The sequence below is a fragment of the Fibrobacter sp. UWB13 genome, assembly GCF_900177805.1.
In the GTDB taxonomy this organism is placed as follows: Bacteria; Fibrobacterota; Fibrobacteria; order Fibrobacterales; family Fibrobacteraceae; genus Fibrobacter.
In genome coordinates this window covers 1673354-1689377 of record NZ_FXAX01000001.1, presented here as the reverse complement: position 1 = coordinate 1689377, position 16024 = coordinate 1673354, and the positions used below count along the sequence as shown (strand labels likewise).

The window sequence follows — 16024 nt, the reverse complement described above, 5'->3', positions numbered from 1 at the left end:
TTAATCTTTATTCTTTATATAAGGCGCCTAGTTGCGCCTTTATTTTTTGCGCGCAAGCTTCCCAAGTGAAATGGCTGACCCATTCCGCAATTTCATCATCGTGCTTGCCCTTGTCATCAATGGAATTCTCGAGTGCGCGAGCGATACTGGAGGCGTCTTGCGGGTCGAAATACTTGGCGACTTTGCCGCCCACTTCTGGGAGTGACGATGTGTTGGAGCAGACCACAGGTGTGCCGCAAGCAAGCGATTCGAGCACGGGGAGCCCAAAGCCCTCGTACAGCGAAGGCAATACAAAGAGGTCGGCGATGTTGTAGAAGTTCACGAGGTCTTCTTGTGAAACCATTCCCGCATGGATTGTGAATTCTTCAATGCCGAGATCTTTTTCGCAAGTCTCTTTGGAGCGACCGTCAAAGGCTTTTCCGACAAGCACGAGACGGCAGTTTTCACGCCCCTGCATTTGGGCAAAGCCCTCTAAAAGCATGTTCAAGTTCTTGTGAGGGAGCAAGTTACCGACATAGAGCAAAATCTTCTTGTCGCGCGGGATGTTGAATTTGTCGTATAGATAATCGATTTCGGCAGGTGATTTCTTGACAAATTCCTTGCCTACGCCGAGCGGGATGACCGTAATTTTGGATTCGTCCATCTTGTAGAATCGCAAAAGGTCGCGCTTGGTGCTTTCGGAAACGGTAATAATCTTGTCCGCGCGCTTGCTGACAAACCAGAAAATGAACTTGAAATAATAGTGGACGAGCTTGAACGGCAAAAATTCGGGATAGACGAGGTGGGTGAGGTCGTGAATGGTCACGAGCATCTTGCCTCGGTAGAATAGAGGTACATTGCAGTGCGGAACGTGCAAAATATCGGGGTTTTCACGATAAAGTGCCTGGTATGGGAATTTGAGCTGTTCTTTGTAGCCGTAAATGCTACTGATAAAGCGGATGTGCTTGGGAATGTTGCTATAAGGTTCCAGTTCCTTGGGGTCGCCGAGGGCGATGGAATAGCCGACATCCTTAAGCCAGTGCTGGATACAGGTGCCAATACCGGACTTGTTCACCATGCGTGCGTCGATGGCAATTTTTGGTGCTTTTTCAAGGTCTTTTTTGTCGGTATTGCTCATCTTTTGAGGGTCCTTTTCATGATACAAATAATTTGTACGATGTCAAAATACATTATTTTTAGCGCGTTTTACTAGGTAAGTGTATCATGATGATTAAAAAACGCCTTTGTAAACTGAAATATACAAAAATAGGTTGGATGAAAAATTGCCAAGAAAGGAATTAATAGATAATTTACAAATAGTCAAATCGTTAAACCGCCTTGTAGGAGAAAATAATGAGTGGTAAGATGACAAAATGGCTGGCTGGATCCCTGGTGGCAATGGGAGCGTTCGTTGCAGGATGCTCCGATACCAACTCTTCAGATCCGTTTGCCTCTACAGTAAACGATGGCGTCTATTTGAAAAATGACGCTAAGGGCATGTGGGCTCGAATTGATGCAAGCGGCAGTATTGCAAGCTACTTCGATTCCCTTTCAAAGGAGGAAGGTGCTCCTGTTATTGGAACTTCGACTCGTTCCAATATCCGTTGCGCAGCTCCGGCTCTTAAAATGGATGAGAACACCCGCTATCTCGACGAACTGGAATCCCTCTTTGACGAAGGTGAACAGGTCGAAGGTGTCTGCGGAAAGGCTATCAAGCTGAGCGACGGTCAGGTGGCTCCGCTTGGCGTGAATTTGATTGATTCTATGAGTGTTGGAACAGTCGAATTCTGGTTCCGCCCGAACGATGACTTCTTTGACAAGCAAGCAAGAACGCTTCTTGGCAATGATGGTGCTCGAATCCATTTCTTCTACAAGAAGGGCGAACTCTTCTTCCAGAAGAATCATCATAACCAACATTACTACGTGCAGGGCAAAGCCGTGCTGAAGGAAGATGACTGGAACTTGATCGCTGGCCAATGGGGAAATGGCTACATGAGCTTGTGGCTCAATGGCGAACTTGTCGGTTATTGGGAGCATGACAAGGGCTATGTGCCTGCTCAGCGTGATATTCCGTTCGAAAATCTCGTCGTGATTGGTTATAAGTCTAGTTGCTGCATGGAGGGGCCAGGGCAGTACGAGGCTATGACCACGTCGGGTTCTTTCGACCAGTTCCGTATCTCGAACATCAATCGTTATACCTTGCCGGATTCTGTGACGGCTAAGGATATTCCGGTTGATGAAAAGGATACAGTCGTCAAGGAAGATGTCACTAAGGATGAAGAAGTCAAGGAAGATACCGTTGCAACGGATACCGTAAAGAAGGACGATATCACTTGCAAGACTTCTTCTCTTATTATGGACGAGAAGACCCTTTATTTCGACGAACTGGAAGCGGAATATGACGAAGGTACGCTGGTAGAAGGCGTCTGCGGTAAGGCTATTTCCCTCAAGGATGGCGAAAGCATCCAGACGGGGATTAACCTGATTGACGAAATGCCTGCCGGCACAGTGGAATTCTGGTTCCGTCCGGGTGAAGATTTCGATGAAAAGTTTTCACACACTCTTCTTGGTAATGACGGTGCCAGAATTCACTTCTTCGTAAGATTTGATACCCTTTTCTTCCAGAAAAATCATTCCGATACGCATTACTTTACTTATGGCAAGATGACTCTCAAGAAGGATTGGAACCTGATTGCCGGTCAGTGGGGCGATGGCTTCATGAGCCTTTGGGTCAATGGCGAAATGATTGCAAGCGAGGCTCATGAGAAAGGTTATGAACCTGCTGCACGTGGTCGTGAAAACGAAAACCTCATTGTGATTGGCCGTAAGTCCGGTTGCTGCATGGAACGTCTTGCTCAGAGTGATCCTTTGACGACTTCTGGTGATTTCGACCAGCTCAGAATATCTTCTGTGGCGCGCTACGAAGTCAAGGTTGATGTCGCTCCGGCTGATACGACACAGGCTAAGTAAGCTATCATCAAATCTCTAAAAGGTCCCGGACTCGTCCGGGATTTTTTGTTTTCAAAATGCTAAATTGCAAGCATGGCGTTCGTTCATTTACAGACTCATTCTGAATTTTCGATTTTGCAGGCTTCGGCCCGACTTGATGATATTTTGGCGGCTGCTGCGGCAGAAAACGCACCTGCTGTTGCTTTGACGGACCATGGTGCCATGTTTGGTATTCTTGAAATCCAGACGCGTGGCAAGGAACTGAATAAAAAGCGCAAGGAACAGGGCCTCCCGCCGGTCAAGACGGTTTATGGCTGCCACATTTACGTGGATACGCCGAGTGCAAGCCAAAAAGATCCGACAACATTTGAACGATTGACGCTTCTCGTTGAGAACGAAAAGGGCTATTACAACCTGCTCCGCATTGTGAGTTACCGCTACGAAGACGGGGAGCGCTGGGCAGAAATCCCATCCGTGCCGCTCGAGACGATTAACGAATTTAAGGAAGGCATTATCGCCATTGCGGGCGATTATTTTAGCCGTTACGGCCAGAATGTGGCTTCGGGCAGGGATTCTCTTGCGCTCGAGTACATGGACCGCCTGAACGAGATTTTTGACCACGACCACCTGTACATCTCGGTTTGCGATAACGGAATTCCGCAGCAAAAGCGCGTGAACGATTTTAACGTGGAACTTGCAAAAAAGTACGGTCGTGAAGTCGTTGCCGTGGGCGATGTCCATTACATCAAGCCCGAAGATGCTACGTCGCATAAGATTTTGCGTTGCATCTCGCTCAAGGTCACGCTGAACGGTTTTGAAGACAAGCGCTTCCCGACGGAAAAGTTCTATTTCCGTACCGAAAAGGAAATGGTGGAGCTGTTTGGGCATATCCCGGGCGCCATCGAGAATACGGTCAAGATTGCCGAACGCTGTAACTTTACCGTGAAAACCGGTATCGGTGATGAATTCTGGCCGCGTTTCAAGATTCCTGATGAATTCCTCGCGTCTGAGGAATACCAGAACATCAAGGCCATCATGAAGGCGGAATACGATGCTGAATATCCTGTCGTGCGTGAACGTGAACTTAAGGGCATCATCAAGGACCGCAAAAAGAAGGTCAAGGCAAATTACTGCGCCGAAAAAGGCATAGCCGAAGAGGCGCTGACCGATGCGGACAATGCAGAAATCGATCGCCTTTCGCAGCCGGAATTCTTTGACGAAGACGATAACAAGGCTTGGAAAAAGAACATCCACCGTTGGTGTAAAGAGGGTGGCGATGCCGATATCTATATCATCCACCTTTGCAATGAACGCTTAAAGTGGCGATTCCCGGACGAAGATTTTAAGTTCCCGGCTCACGAAACAGACGTGGGCAAGCGCATGTACAAGGAGCTTAATTGTATCCGCAACATGAACGTCGCAGGCTACTTGCTCATTGTGTGGGACTTCATCAACTGGTCTCGTGAACACGGTATTCCTGTGGGACCGGGGCGTGGATCTGCTGCAGGTTCCCTGGTCACTTACATCATCGGTATTACCGACATTGACCCCTTGACGTTCGACCTCCTTTTTGAACGATTCCTGAACCCGGAACGTGTGTCCATGCCGGATATCGATACGGACTTTGCAGACCGTGACCGTGGCCGCGTGATCCAGTACGTGACGGACAAGTACGGCAAGGAGTGCGTAGGCCAAATTATTACCTACGGTATGCTCAAGTCGAAGGCGGTGATTACGGACGTGGCCCGCGTGCTCGGGATTCCGCCTGCCGAAGCGAAGGCCATTACGAAGCTCTTCCCGCAGCGCACGTTGAACTTTAGCTTAAAGCAGGCCTGGACGGGTAAAGACAAGAAGGGCAACAACCTCGAAGATGGTTACAGCCCGGAACCGTTGCAGGCGATGATTGGCAGCCGCGCGAGCTACCAGAACCTTTGGGATGTCGCAAAGCGACTTGAAGATTTGCCGCGCCAAACGGGCGTGCATGCTTGCGGCGTGGTGATTACGCCGACTCCGATTTACAACCTTGCTCCTCTGTACCGAGCCGCTCCGGAAGATACGCCGGTGGTGATGTACGATAAGCACTACGCCGAAGACATCGGACTTTTGAAGATGGACTTCCTTGGGCTTATCAACTTGTCCATCATTCAGGATACGGTGCGAATGGTCGAACAGAACCGCAACATCAAGCTTGTGATGAACAAGATTCCGATTGATGATAAGGCAACGTTCGAACTTTTGGGCAAGGGCCTTACGACGACAGTGTTCCAGTTCGAATCTCCGGGTATGCAGAAGTACCTGCGCGAACTGAAGCCGACCCGAATCTTTGACCTTATCGCTATGAACGCCCTGTACCGACCGGGGCCGATTGACCAAATTCCGCACTTCATTGCCCGTAAAAACGGCAAGGAAGAGATTGACTGCTACCATCCGGACTTGGAACAGGTGCTAGGCGAAACGTACGGCGTTATTGTGTACCAGGAACAGGTGATGAAGCTTGCCCAGATTTTGGGTGGCTACACGCTGGGCGGCGCTGACAACATTCGCCGTATCATGGCGAAGAAGATGCCCGATAAGATGGCAAAACTCGAGCCGGAGTTCTTTGAAAAGTGCGAAGCGAGAGGTTACGATCATGCGGTCATCGACAAGATTTGGAAGGCCGTGCTCCCGTTCTGCGGATACGCATTTAACAAGAGCCATGCCGCTGCTTACGCTTACGTGGCTTACCAGACGGCGTACCTCAAGACGCATTATGGCCCGGAATACATGGCGGCCTCCATGACCTCCAAGATGGGTAAGACCGAAGATACGGTGACCATCATTTTGGAATGTAAGCGCCTCGGCATTGAAGTTTTGTCTCCGAATATCAACTCGTCGTTGGGTGTTTTCTCTGCAAATAAAAAGGGTCAGATTCTTTATGGTCTTGCAGGTATCCGCAACGTGGGTATCGCGGTTGTCGAAGACGTGGTCGCGGAACGTGAACGCCGTGGCATCTACAAGGACATCTTTGATTTCTGCAAGCGCGTGACGGAATACCAGGCGGCACAGCCTGAAAAACGCCCGCCGCTCAATAAGAAAGTCTTGGAATGCTTGATCATGGCGGGCGCCTTGGACGATTTGCCGGGTAGCCGTGCTGTGCAGTGTGCAACGGTGGACCGTGCTTTGGAAGTCGCCATGCGCAGCCAGGAAGACAAAGCCAAGGGCCAGGTCTCGTTGTTTGACCTGGGTGGCCCTGCCGCCATTCCGAATACAGCCGAAGTTCTGGAAGAAGCCGAAGAATGGACGGCGATGGAAATGCTCAACAAGGAACGCAGCGTGCTTGGCTTGTTCCTTTCCGGGCATCCACTTGATGAATTCCGTCCGGAACTCACGGGCTTTACGAGCTGCTCGCTTTCGGAAGACGAAATCACCCGCTATGTGGGCGATACGGTCGTCGTGGGCGGTGTCGTTATCCGCATGCGCTCCATTGAAACAAAGCGTGGCGATACGATTGGCTCTGGCGCAATCCAGGATTTTCAGGGCGAAGTTGAAATGTTCTTCAAGAAGGACGTCTGGGAACGCTTGCGCGATACGGTTTCTATTGATGACCGCGTGCTTGTGAAGGGCGTCCTAGAACAGCAGCGCGACCGCGATGGCTACCAGATTATCGTTGAAGAAGTCATCCAGCTTGACCGCGTGCGTTGCGACATGGTGGATTACATACATGCGAACTTCACTGTCGGCATGCTTACAGACGAGTTCTTGGACAAGCTTGAAGTCGAAATGAAGGCCAATTTGGCCGATGAATACAGCCATGGTTGCCAAATGGTGTTCCATTTGGAGGCTGATTCCGGATTTGAGCATGTCGTTGTCCTGAAAAAATATAAAGTTGTATATACTCAGGAATTGTTGCAGTGGCTTAAAACAGATTTGGGCGCTCTGAAGGTTTGGGTATCGAATCGTGCAAAACGTTAACGAAGAAAATTCTCCTTATATCCTCTTCTGTGCAGGGGAGGATTCCGGCGACATGATTGGCGCCGAGATGGTATCGACTGCCGTGCAGCAGGGCTTCAAGGTCATTGGCTTGGGCGGTCCGTTGATGCAGGAGAAAGGCCTCCAGCCCTTGTGGGACTACAATGAACTCCCGGTTTCGGGTGTGGGCGATGTGGTGCCGAAGTATTTCTCGTTAAAGAACGTTTTTGAAGTCTTGAGCGATGCCGCAGAATCCAAGAAATGCCTTGGCATTGTGGCGATTGACTATCCCGGATTTAACATGAAGCTTGCGCGCCTTGCCAAAAAGTGGGGAAAGCCCATGCTTTATGTGGCGCCTCCGCAAGTCTGGGCATGGAAATCCAAGCGGGCGAGCCTCTTTAAGCAAGCTAATAATATCCGTTTGGCGGTATTCTTTGATATTGAAGCGAAGGCTTATCAGCAGATGGGCGTTGAAACGGTTCGTATCAAACACCCGATTGCGGGCTGGGTTTACGACCAGGTTGAACCGCGGTCTGATATGTTGCTTTTGCCGGGAAGCCGCCGTGATAGCGCCTTGCGCAATTTGCCGTCTTTTGTAAAGGTCGCCGAAAGGTATCGCAACACGTGGGCAGAACGCAATTCGGGACCGCTCCCGGACGTGATTGTAGTTGCATCGCGTGAGCATTTGGAAGTGCCGCTTCTGGTGGCGCTCGAAAAACTTTATGACGGGCGATTGCCGAGCTGGCTAAAAGTTGTTGTGGCGCCTAAGCTTATTAGCGAACGTTTGAATTTCTACTCGGCATATTCCGCGGCGCTTACCTCGTTTGGAACGAGTACGCTTGAAATGGCTTGTGTCGGGATTCCGTTTGCCGCTTGTACGATGCCGGATTTCCTCACGTACGCCATGGGCAAGTTTATGGTCAAGTCCGAATTCCTGTCGCTTCCGAATGCAATTTTTGGCTGTGGCGTGACTCCGGAATTCATCATTCGCCATAAGCTGAACGACCGCATGGCCGATGCGATTGTTGAAGCGCTTTTCCAACAAGATATTGGATCCGCAGACGAAATAGCCTTGCGTCTCCGCAAGGCTCTGGATGTCGGTAAGACTTCTAGCGAACTAGTGTCTGAATTTCTTGCTCAGTTCCTCAAGCGTTAAACGCATTAGCGTCGGACTCCCGAATGGGGACTTGAGCGGATCCTGCGTGATCATCAACTGACTGACGAGCGCCGTGATTTCTTCGGGCTTGAGCTTGTCGCCTGCCTGGTAAGCATTTGTCTTTGCCCAGGATTTCGCAATCGCTTCCTGGAACTTGACCATGTCATTCTTGGTGTCGTTTTCGTCGACATCGTTCAAAAAGTCGTGAACCGCTTTGGCGGCACGCGAAAGCGGGAGTGCGCTTGGAATCGAGCGGATCTGGTAGGTGTCGCCTCCAAACGGTTCGACAAAGAATCCGAGCTTGCGCAGTTGCTCATCGACGTTTCGGAAGATTTCTTTTTCTTGCTTGGAAAGGTCGATGAGTTCCGGGAACAGGAGTTCCTGGCTGTCCTGCATGATGTTGTTCTGGAGCGATTCCATGGCCTGTTCAAAGAGCACTCGCGTGTGGGCGGCGTGCTGGTCGATAATCAAGAGACCGTTGGAATCTTCACCTGCGATATACGTGTTTGCAATCTGGAAGAACGAGGGCGGCGCCCACGGCGTCTCGGGAGGCGGTGCGGGCTTGCTGTGGTCGGGTTCCAGCGAAATAATCTTGCCATATTCAGGGAGCGAAAAGAGGTCCTGAACGTCGTCGCTTACGTCGTATTTAGACTTTTTGTCCGAAAGCGAGTTTGCGGTACTTGCGGGTTTTGCGTACGGCTTATTTACAGAGGCTGCGTATGGCTTTGCCTGCTGGAACGGGTTTTCCCACGGCAAGTCGTTTTGCGGCTGTGCGGGCGTTTCTGGCATCGCGGGTTGCGCAGGCGTCGTCTGAGAAACCTGTGTCGGACCTCCCATAAACTCATCGCTCAAGTCGATGATGGGGGAGTGCGCTTCCAAATCCTTAGTAAACGTATCACGGATGGCATGTGTGACGACGAGGAACACCAAGTTCCCATTGGCGAAACGGACTTCGCGCTTTGCCGGGTGCACGTTGATGTCGAATTCCATGTCCGGCATGTCCAAGAACAGTACCGTTACGGGCTTGCACTGCGCTCCATACGGCTCGTATGCTTGCGAAACGGCCTTGCTTACCATCTTGTTTTCGATGGGGCGGTTCCTCATGAAAAGGAACTGGTGGTTGCGCTTGCCGTTCGTTTCGGTCGTGGGCGAGATATAGCCTGTTACATGGACGCCCGCTTCGGTGTAATCGACTGGGAGCAAACCCTTCGCGACCTTGGAGCCGATGGCTTCGGCGATGCGGCTGCGGAGTTCTCCAGGAACGCCTGTAAAGACTGTTCTATCGCCAACTTTATAGTCAAAGCGAATTTCCGGGTGCGAAATGGCTGTCTTCAATACAATGTCTAAAATGCGAGAACATTCGGACGTTTCGCTGCCGAGGAATGTGCGGCGCACGGGCGTGTTGTAGAACAGGTCTTCGACGAGGAATGTGGTGCCACGGCTTGCTTGGATGTCCTCTTTTTCGATAACTTCGCCACCCTTCACGACGATCCGGCCACTTTCGCCTTCTTGCGTGGCGCTCGTGATGGTCAGCTTGGAAACGGCTGCAATGGAGGCTACTGCTTCACCACGGAAACCGTTTGTATGGAGGTGGAATAAGTCGTCTGCATTTGTTAGTTTAGATGTAGTATGACGGAGGTAGCACAGGTCCAAATCGGCGGCACCCATGCCTTTACCGTTGTCTGTGACCTGGATTTTTTTCTTTCCACCTTGTTCAATCTGGACTTGAATTCGGGTTGCTCCGGCGTCAATTGCGTTCTCTATAAGTTCCTTGACAGCCGATGCAGGGCGCTCAATGACCTCGCCAGCAGCAATTTTATTGATGATTTCATCGGATAAAAGGTGAATTTCAGCCATTTTCGCTTTTATATGTAGCTCTTTGTATATACTTTTTAATATTTGATTGCTATATTATAAATATAGCTAATGAATTTTTATGAACAAGTGAGGTGAGTGAAATGGTTTCAAATCTATTCCTTCAGCTAGCACACATTGAATTACTGATGTCTTACCCGGTCAAGGACATTTTGACCTTGGTCAAACGAGATTCGCGATTCAACGTGAAACTTCTAAATGATTTGTACTTCGAAGATTCATACGTAGATGAAAGCGCTTACCGTTTCATAATGGACAACATCGTCGCGTGGTTGTACGAACGCGGTGAAAATCCTGATGAATTCATCGAACGCATCGTGAAGCGTTGCGCTGCATTTGAAGCAGTTCCCGCTCGTAGCGTTCTCCGCTCCTACTTGCCGTTCGTCTCTTCGTTCTACTCTGCTGAAGATGCTCGCGAACTCTGCTTGGAAATCATCCCGAAACGTTACCCGTTCCTTACGAAGGCAAACATCCTCCGTAACGACGTTATTGATGGCAATCGCAGGGTGGACTTCACGTTCCAGTTCGAGACTCCGGGTGTCCTCGCTGCGAACCCGATGCGTTGGATCCGCAGCATGATCAACATCGGACCTCTCCTCTTGAACACGCCTGCATACGAACACATTAGCTACCTCGCCACGCAGACCTCGTTTATAGAAGCTCTTGAAAATCGTGTCCCCGCCGAAATGAAGGAAGACGGTGGTGTCTATATCAAGGGTGAACTTGTTGGCCGCCATGCAACATTTGAAGATTGCATCAAGGAACACAACCTCGAATGGAAGAACGATGTTGAAAAGAGCATTGGTTGCGTCCGCTCTTTGACCGACATCCGCGACCCGAAGACCGGCGCTCTCCTCATCGAAAAGGATTGCTACTACGGCGCTCCGGCTTACGTTCTCGAGTTCAACTTCAAGGCAAACGTGAATGCTTCCGAACCGTTCCTCAAGCTCATGAGCTCTGTTGTGAAACAGGAATTTGCTGCCTGGGCTCCGATCCAGAAGGCTCACGAACAGCTCCTCGATGCCATGAACGATTCCGTCACAATCGTGTACTACAAGAGCGATGACTCCATCTCCGTGAACAGCAAGCACCTCATGCGTAACGTTCCGGCTCGAATCCTCCGCAACTTGCTCCGCGAATACACTGTGACTGGTCGTGAAGAATATGAAAACCGCGAATTCAAACGCGATCCGGCTATCTGCATGGACCCGCTCCGTCCGAACTTCGAGAGCAGGTTGAACCGCGTCATTGCCCATATCAATGGCTCTGACGATCCGGAACATCCGAGTGAAGGTGTCAAGAAGTACTTCGAAATCGAACGTCATCGTCGCGGTGGTTTCCGTTTCGTTCCGAAGTGCAAAATCATCTTCAGAGAAGAGTAAAATTACTTTGTTCTTATTGTTTTGCTGGTGATTGTAAAGTGAAATTTATGATTGGTAGTAAAAGGTAAGAACGGTAAATTTTATTAAGTGAAGAAATAAGAAAAACGAAAGAATCGGCCCCCTATCAATTTGGTATATTTAGAGTGTTGAGAATGGTTGGAAAGGTAAATCCTGAAACGACTTTATCATTGCTCCCCTCCTGATAGGTTCAAGGTTCTGGAAACCGCTCAATATTTTCTCCTTCTTAGGAAAGGGCTCTTCTAGAGCCCTTTCTCTTTTTTTATGCACTTTCATCCTGGCGCAAGCGCCAACCTTACGGCTCAGCCATGACCATACAAGTATGGTCACTGCACTCGCCTTTTAAGGTTGTGGCCGACGCTCTATTCTCACAACGTTCTGCTTTTAAATTATTGATTGTATATCAGTCACGCTATTTATGAAATAAAAAAGCCCGCATCATGTGATGCGGACCTCTCTAATAACTAATGACTATTGACTAGTGACTAACCAGTAATTAGCGGCGGCTTAGGGCCATTGACTAATGCTTGCGCATTAGCGGCGGCGGGCAGCCATCTCTTTAGTAAGGATGTCCATGACGGCACCGATTTCGGCAGGAGCCTTAAACACCGGGTTTGCGTACTTGCTTGCGATGTTTTCGAGCTTCTGTTCGTGGTAGCCGACCTTGAATTCCGTGAACTTGAGGCCGTGTGCCGTGCTGATGACGACGACGTTTTCATCCTTAGCAATCTTGCCTGCTGCAACGAGCTTTTCGAGAGCGCCGAGAGCGACACCCGTGTGCGGGCAGCAGTAGAGACCGATGCGGTCGCCGCGGTGGGCTGCGTTGGCGAGTTCTTCTTCAGAGACGCTTACGACCATGCCGTTTGTCTTCTGGATAGCGCGGACTGCCTTCGGGTAGCTGACCGGGTTACCGATCTGGATAGCAGATGCGAGAGTCTTCTTTGCCTGAACCGGAACGAGCTTGTCGAAGCCGCGTTCGTATGCCTGGTAGAACGGATTGGCGTTTTCTGCCTGAGCGACGATGATGCGCGGGATGCGGTCAATGAGGCCCATGGCCTTGCAGTCTTCGAAACCCTTGGCGAGTGCGCTCACGTTACCGAGGTTACCGCCCGGGATGATAACTGTATCCGGAACGGTCCAACCGAGTTCCTGGCAGATTTCCGGAGAAATCGTCTTCTGGCCTTCGACGCGGAGGCTGTTCATGGAGTTGGCGAGGTAAATGCGGTTGTCCTTCGTGACTTCCTGAACGATCTTCATGCAACCGTCAAAGTCGGTGTCGAGAGCGAGCACGATGCTGCCGTTAGAAATCGGCTGGATGAGCTGTGCGGTGCTGGTCTTGCCAGCCGGGAGGAACACGATGGAAGGAATGCCTGCCTTGGCGCAGTAGGCGCTGAGGGCTGCAGAAGTATCACCGGTAGAAGCGCAAGCGACGGCGTCAATCGGGTGGATGCCCTTCTTGATGATGTGATTCACCTGGCTCACGAGAACCGTCATGCCGAGGTCCTTGAAGGAACCCGTGTGGGAGTTGCCGCAAAGCTTCACCTTGAGGCTTCCGATGCCGAGTTCCTTGGCGAGCGGGGCTGCGTCAAAGAGCGGGCTCCAGCCTTCGCGCATGGTGACGATGTCTTCGACCGGAATATCCGGGAGTACCATTTCGCGCTTGCTCCAAATACCACTCATGTCTTCGGGCTTAAAGCTCATGCGGCGTTCGGCAAAGAGCTTCTTCCATTCTTCCGGGCTGCGGCTGGCGAGTGCTGCGCGGTCGTGTTCGACTTCGAGCAGGCTACCGTCCACCTTGCTGCGGTAAATGACGTCGGTCAGCGGGTAGGTATCGTCGCCGTTGATGTTTCTAAAATGAGCGTTAAACTGAGACATAATAATCCTCTTGAATTTTACGAGGCAAATATAGCAATTTAGTGGTTGGTCGTTGGTCATTGGTTATTAGTCTTTAGTTGTTAGTAGTTGGTTGTAGCGTCTAATTTCTCAATTGCGTTTTTGCTATATTATGGGCGAATTTTATTTATAAGCAATACTCGGAGTTCTGAGTGAAAAAGAAAACATTTATTCTATTCCCGCTTTTAGCGATGTTCTTGTCATCCTGCCTGTTTGATACGGATGACGATGGCTTGTCCAGCTGGCTTTCTGACCAGGGAATGCCTAGCAGTTATAAAGTCCAGATGGTGACCGTAAATGACTTGAAACCGACGTCCGCTGTATTGTACAAGGATTCGCTCCCTCGTTCTGCCGGTGTTTTCGGAACTTTCGGTGCTTCTGCGGGCATGGTGCACGATGCTGTTTTTGACTTTGCTGTGGACAGCGCTTTCTTGGCAGATTTGAAGGCGGCTGATTCTGCAAAATCTTATTTGTCGCTTTACCTTTTTGATGCTGTTTATTGGTCTAAGGTTTTGCCATCGACGGTATTGCCTATTGAAGATGAAGTCAATGTCAACATCAGCTGGACCCTTTCTGAAAAGCTGACGGATGCCGAACTTAATGCCTTGGAAACGGTTGTTGATTCGGAATGGATTGATGGTCTTAAGTCTTGGAAGACGAAGAAAACTGCAGACACGACGGTTTCTGTTTCCATTACCAAGAAAGATTCTGTCCTGGTTTTGGATTTGCCGAGCGCATTTATTGACGACGTTCGCAAGAACTCAGGCAATCGCCGTTTGCAGTTGCGTGTATCTGCTCCTGAAGCTCCGCATGCCTATCGTTTCTACGGTCCGTCTGTAGGCCTCTTGGTTTCTCCGATTTTGTACATGGTGGAAATGGAAAAGGATTCCTATAGGGGTTACCGTTCTTTGCGTGCTGCAACGCTCATTTCGAATCGTGAAGAATGTTCAGATTGCCTTGTCTTGCATGGTGGCGTCAAAGACTCTCTCTTGGTGGAATTCCCGTCTAAGCCGATCATGAAGGCGCTGTCTGATTTTTACGGTGATGAATTCCCTTATGATGCAGAAGATGTCCGCCAGTCCGTTGTCATGGCTCAGGTGACGTTCTACAGGGATGATTCTAAAGGTAGTAATGAGCTTGACATGCCTATAGCTGTTGAAGCTTACACTTATACTGGCGATAAAGATAGTCTTGTTTGCAGTAGGGATAACTATTCCAAGTACAACGATTCTTTAATCGCAGAAAAAGGACATCCGAATCTTGTGTTCCATGACGGGGACTCGCTTACTCTGCAGGTCACTACGGGGATGCGCGACTTTATCAATAGGGCTAGCGACGGACGTTCTTTCAAGATGAAGATGGTTTTGGATCGCTCACTTGTTTTGGACAAGGATGAGTATTTCTACGGTTCCAACTCCTACTACGTGAATAGTAAGGGAGACTCCGTTCGCGTATTCTTCCCTTATCCGGATTACGCTCGCTATGATTTTTCGTCGATCAAAAATACATCGACAACGCTTAAGCTGTGGCTTGCCTCGAAGCGCGGGGAGGAAGAATAATGAAAAAGTTTATTAGTGCTTTACTTTGTGTTTCGAGTTTTTCCTTTGCGTCGATGATTGGCCTTGAAGCTATGGGTCAGGAACAGATTGCGGGTGGCTCTGCCGCCATGGCAGGTCGTGGCTTTGCGGGTAATGCAAAGACCGGTGATGCCGAAGGCGTTTCTGTGGTGAACCCGGCTCGCCAGGCTTTTGATACCAAGGTTGTGTTGAACTTGAACTTCTTGCTTGATGTCTCGACTGCAGATCGTTCGAATTCCCATTTTACGAAGACGAATCTTTCGATGCCGTCCATGAACCTTTCGTTCCCGATGGGTGATTTTGGTGCGTTCGGTGTTTCGCTGTGGCAGCATTATGCCGCTTCGATGCGTGAAGATTTTGAAAATCAGGAAGAAAACCAAAAAGCGAAAATTGAATACCAGAGCAGTATTTATGAACTGGTGCCGACTTATGCAATTCGACTCCCGTTCTACCGCGCGATTTCGTTGGGCGCCTCGGCTCATTTTGTGATGGGCAGCTATACTCGTGAACTTACGCTTGGTCCGGACAACTCTGAAATTGATGAGGCGGATGCCTGGGCTACGAACAACACCGATGTTTCGGATTACGTGAATGGGGACTGGGAAATCAAGAACCATCCGGCGTACTACACTTTTGCTGCCCAGTACCGCGGTCGCATGGCTTCGTATTTCTTCTCGTTTACGACGCCTTACACGCTCCAAAATGAATTGGAATACAACTTCAGGTACAGTGAAACCGATACGCTTGTTCCGGCTAAGCACACTCGTGAAATCCGCGTTCCGGCGATGCTTGCAACGGGTGTCAACTACCGCTTCAACAAGCGCCACAACGTGATGGCTGATATTGCATGGCGTGCCTGGAATAAGGATATCGAGAATGCTGCTGGTAGCTGGAATTTGTCCAAGGTGACCAAGACGCAGAACGATTTCAATATCTCTCTTGGTTACCAGCGCGATGGTAGCGATATTTTCTATGAATCATACTGGAACCGCATTACGTATAGAGCCGGTGTCTGGTTCAAGAACTGGTATGTTCAAGATGTTTCTGAAATTGGTGGATCCATTGGTGCTGGTTTCCCGCTCGGTCGAAAGGGAACGATGCTGGATTTGTCCATTCAGGGGGGCGTTCGCCTGACAGACGATGACCGCAACTGGAGTGAATCCTATATTGGTATACGTCTCGGTTTGCTCGGTGTCGGAAGTTGGGGTAAAACCCGTGGTCAATAAGATTCAACAGAAGGAGATCGA

The 16024-nt window shown here is 49.8% G+C and carries 9 protein-coding genes; 6 read left to right on the top strand and 3 right to left on the bottom strand.

The window, feature by feature from the left end; genetic code table 11:
• Positions 1 to 7 precede the first annotated feature (7 nt).
• Positions 8 to 1117, bottom strand: coding sequence for a glycosyltransferase family 4 protein (locus B9Y77_RS07035; RefSeq protein WP_085490987.1), 1110 nt, complete (start codon positions 1115 to 1117; stop codon positions 8 to 10).
• A 215-nt stretch (positions 1118 to 1332) separates the two neighbouring features.
• Between B9Y77_RS07035 and B9Y77_RS07030 the strand changes: the two genes are divergently transcribed.
• From B9Y77_RS07030 to B9Y77_RS07020, 3 genes are all read left to right on the top strand, one after another.
• The gene (locus tag B9Y77_RS07030) at positions 1333 to 2949 is read left to right on the top strand and encodes a LamG-like jellyroll fold domain-containing protein (protein ID WP_085490986.1); all 1617 of its coding nucleotides are present in this window, start codon (positions 1333 to 1335) and stop codon (positions 2947 to 2949) included.
• Between the two features lie 72 nt (positions 2950 to 3021).
• Complete coding sequence (locus B9Y77_RS07025) at positions 3022 to 6879, top strand: DNA polymerase III subunit alpha (protein WP_085490985.1); 3858 nt, start codon at positions 3022 to 3024, stop codon at positions 6877 to 6879.
• Complete coding sequence (locus tag B9Y77_RS07020; protein ID WP_085490984.1) at positions 6866 to 8032, top strand: glycosyltransferase family protein; 1167 nt, start codon at positions 6866 to 6868, stop codon at positions 8030 to 8032. The genes B9Y77_RS07025 and B9Y77_RS07020 overlap by 14 nt, the downstream gene beginning before the upstream one ends.
• Here the strand turns inward: B9Y77_RS07020 and mutL are convergent.
• Positions 7994 to 9889 carry a DNA mismatch repair endonuclease MutL gene (gene mutL, locus B9Y77_RS07015; RefSeq protein ID WP_085490983.1) on the bottom strand — a complete coding sequence of 632 codons (1896 nt, stop codon included), beginning with the start codon at positions 9887 to 9889 and terminating at the stop codon, positions 7994 to 7996. The two genes, B9Y77_RS07020 and mutL, sit on opposite strands and share 39 nt — an antisense overlap.
• A 101-nt stretch (positions 9890 to 9990) precedes the next feature.
• On the opposite strand from mutL, the gene B9Y77_RS07010 reads away from it, so the two are divergent.
• Entirely contained in the window at positions 9991 to 11289 is a 1299-nt protein-coding gene (locus B9Y77_RS07010) for a hypothetical protein (protein ID WP_073423411.1), read from the top strand.
• Between the two features lie 552 nt (positions 11290 to 11841).
• Here the strand turns inward: B9Y77_RS07010 and thrC are convergent.
• On the bottom strand, positions 11842 to 13182 hold the full coding sequence (thrC, locus tag B9Y77_RS07005; RefSeq protein ID WP_073423410.1) for a threonine synthase: 1341 nt from the start codon (positions 13180 to 13182) through the stop codon (positions 11842 to 11844).
• 170 nt (positions 13183 to 13352) lie between these two features.
• On the opposite strand from thrC, the gene B9Y77_RS07000 reads away from it, so the two are divergent.
• Positions 13353 to 14759: a hypothetical protein gene (locus tag B9Y77_RS07000; protein WP_085490982.1), complete on the top strand. Its 1407-nt coding sequence runs from the start codon at positions 13353 to 13355 to the stop codon at positions 14757 to 14759.
• Positions 14759 to 16003: a hypothetical protein gene (locus B9Y77_RS06995; RefSeq protein WP_085490981.1), complete on the top strand. Its 1245-nt coding sequence runs from the start codon at positions 14759 to 14761 to the stop codon at positions 16001 to 16003. The genes B9Y77_RS07000 and B9Y77_RS06995 overlap by 1 nt, the downstream gene beginning before the upstream one ends.
• Positions 16004 to 16024 lie beyond the last annotated feature (21 nt).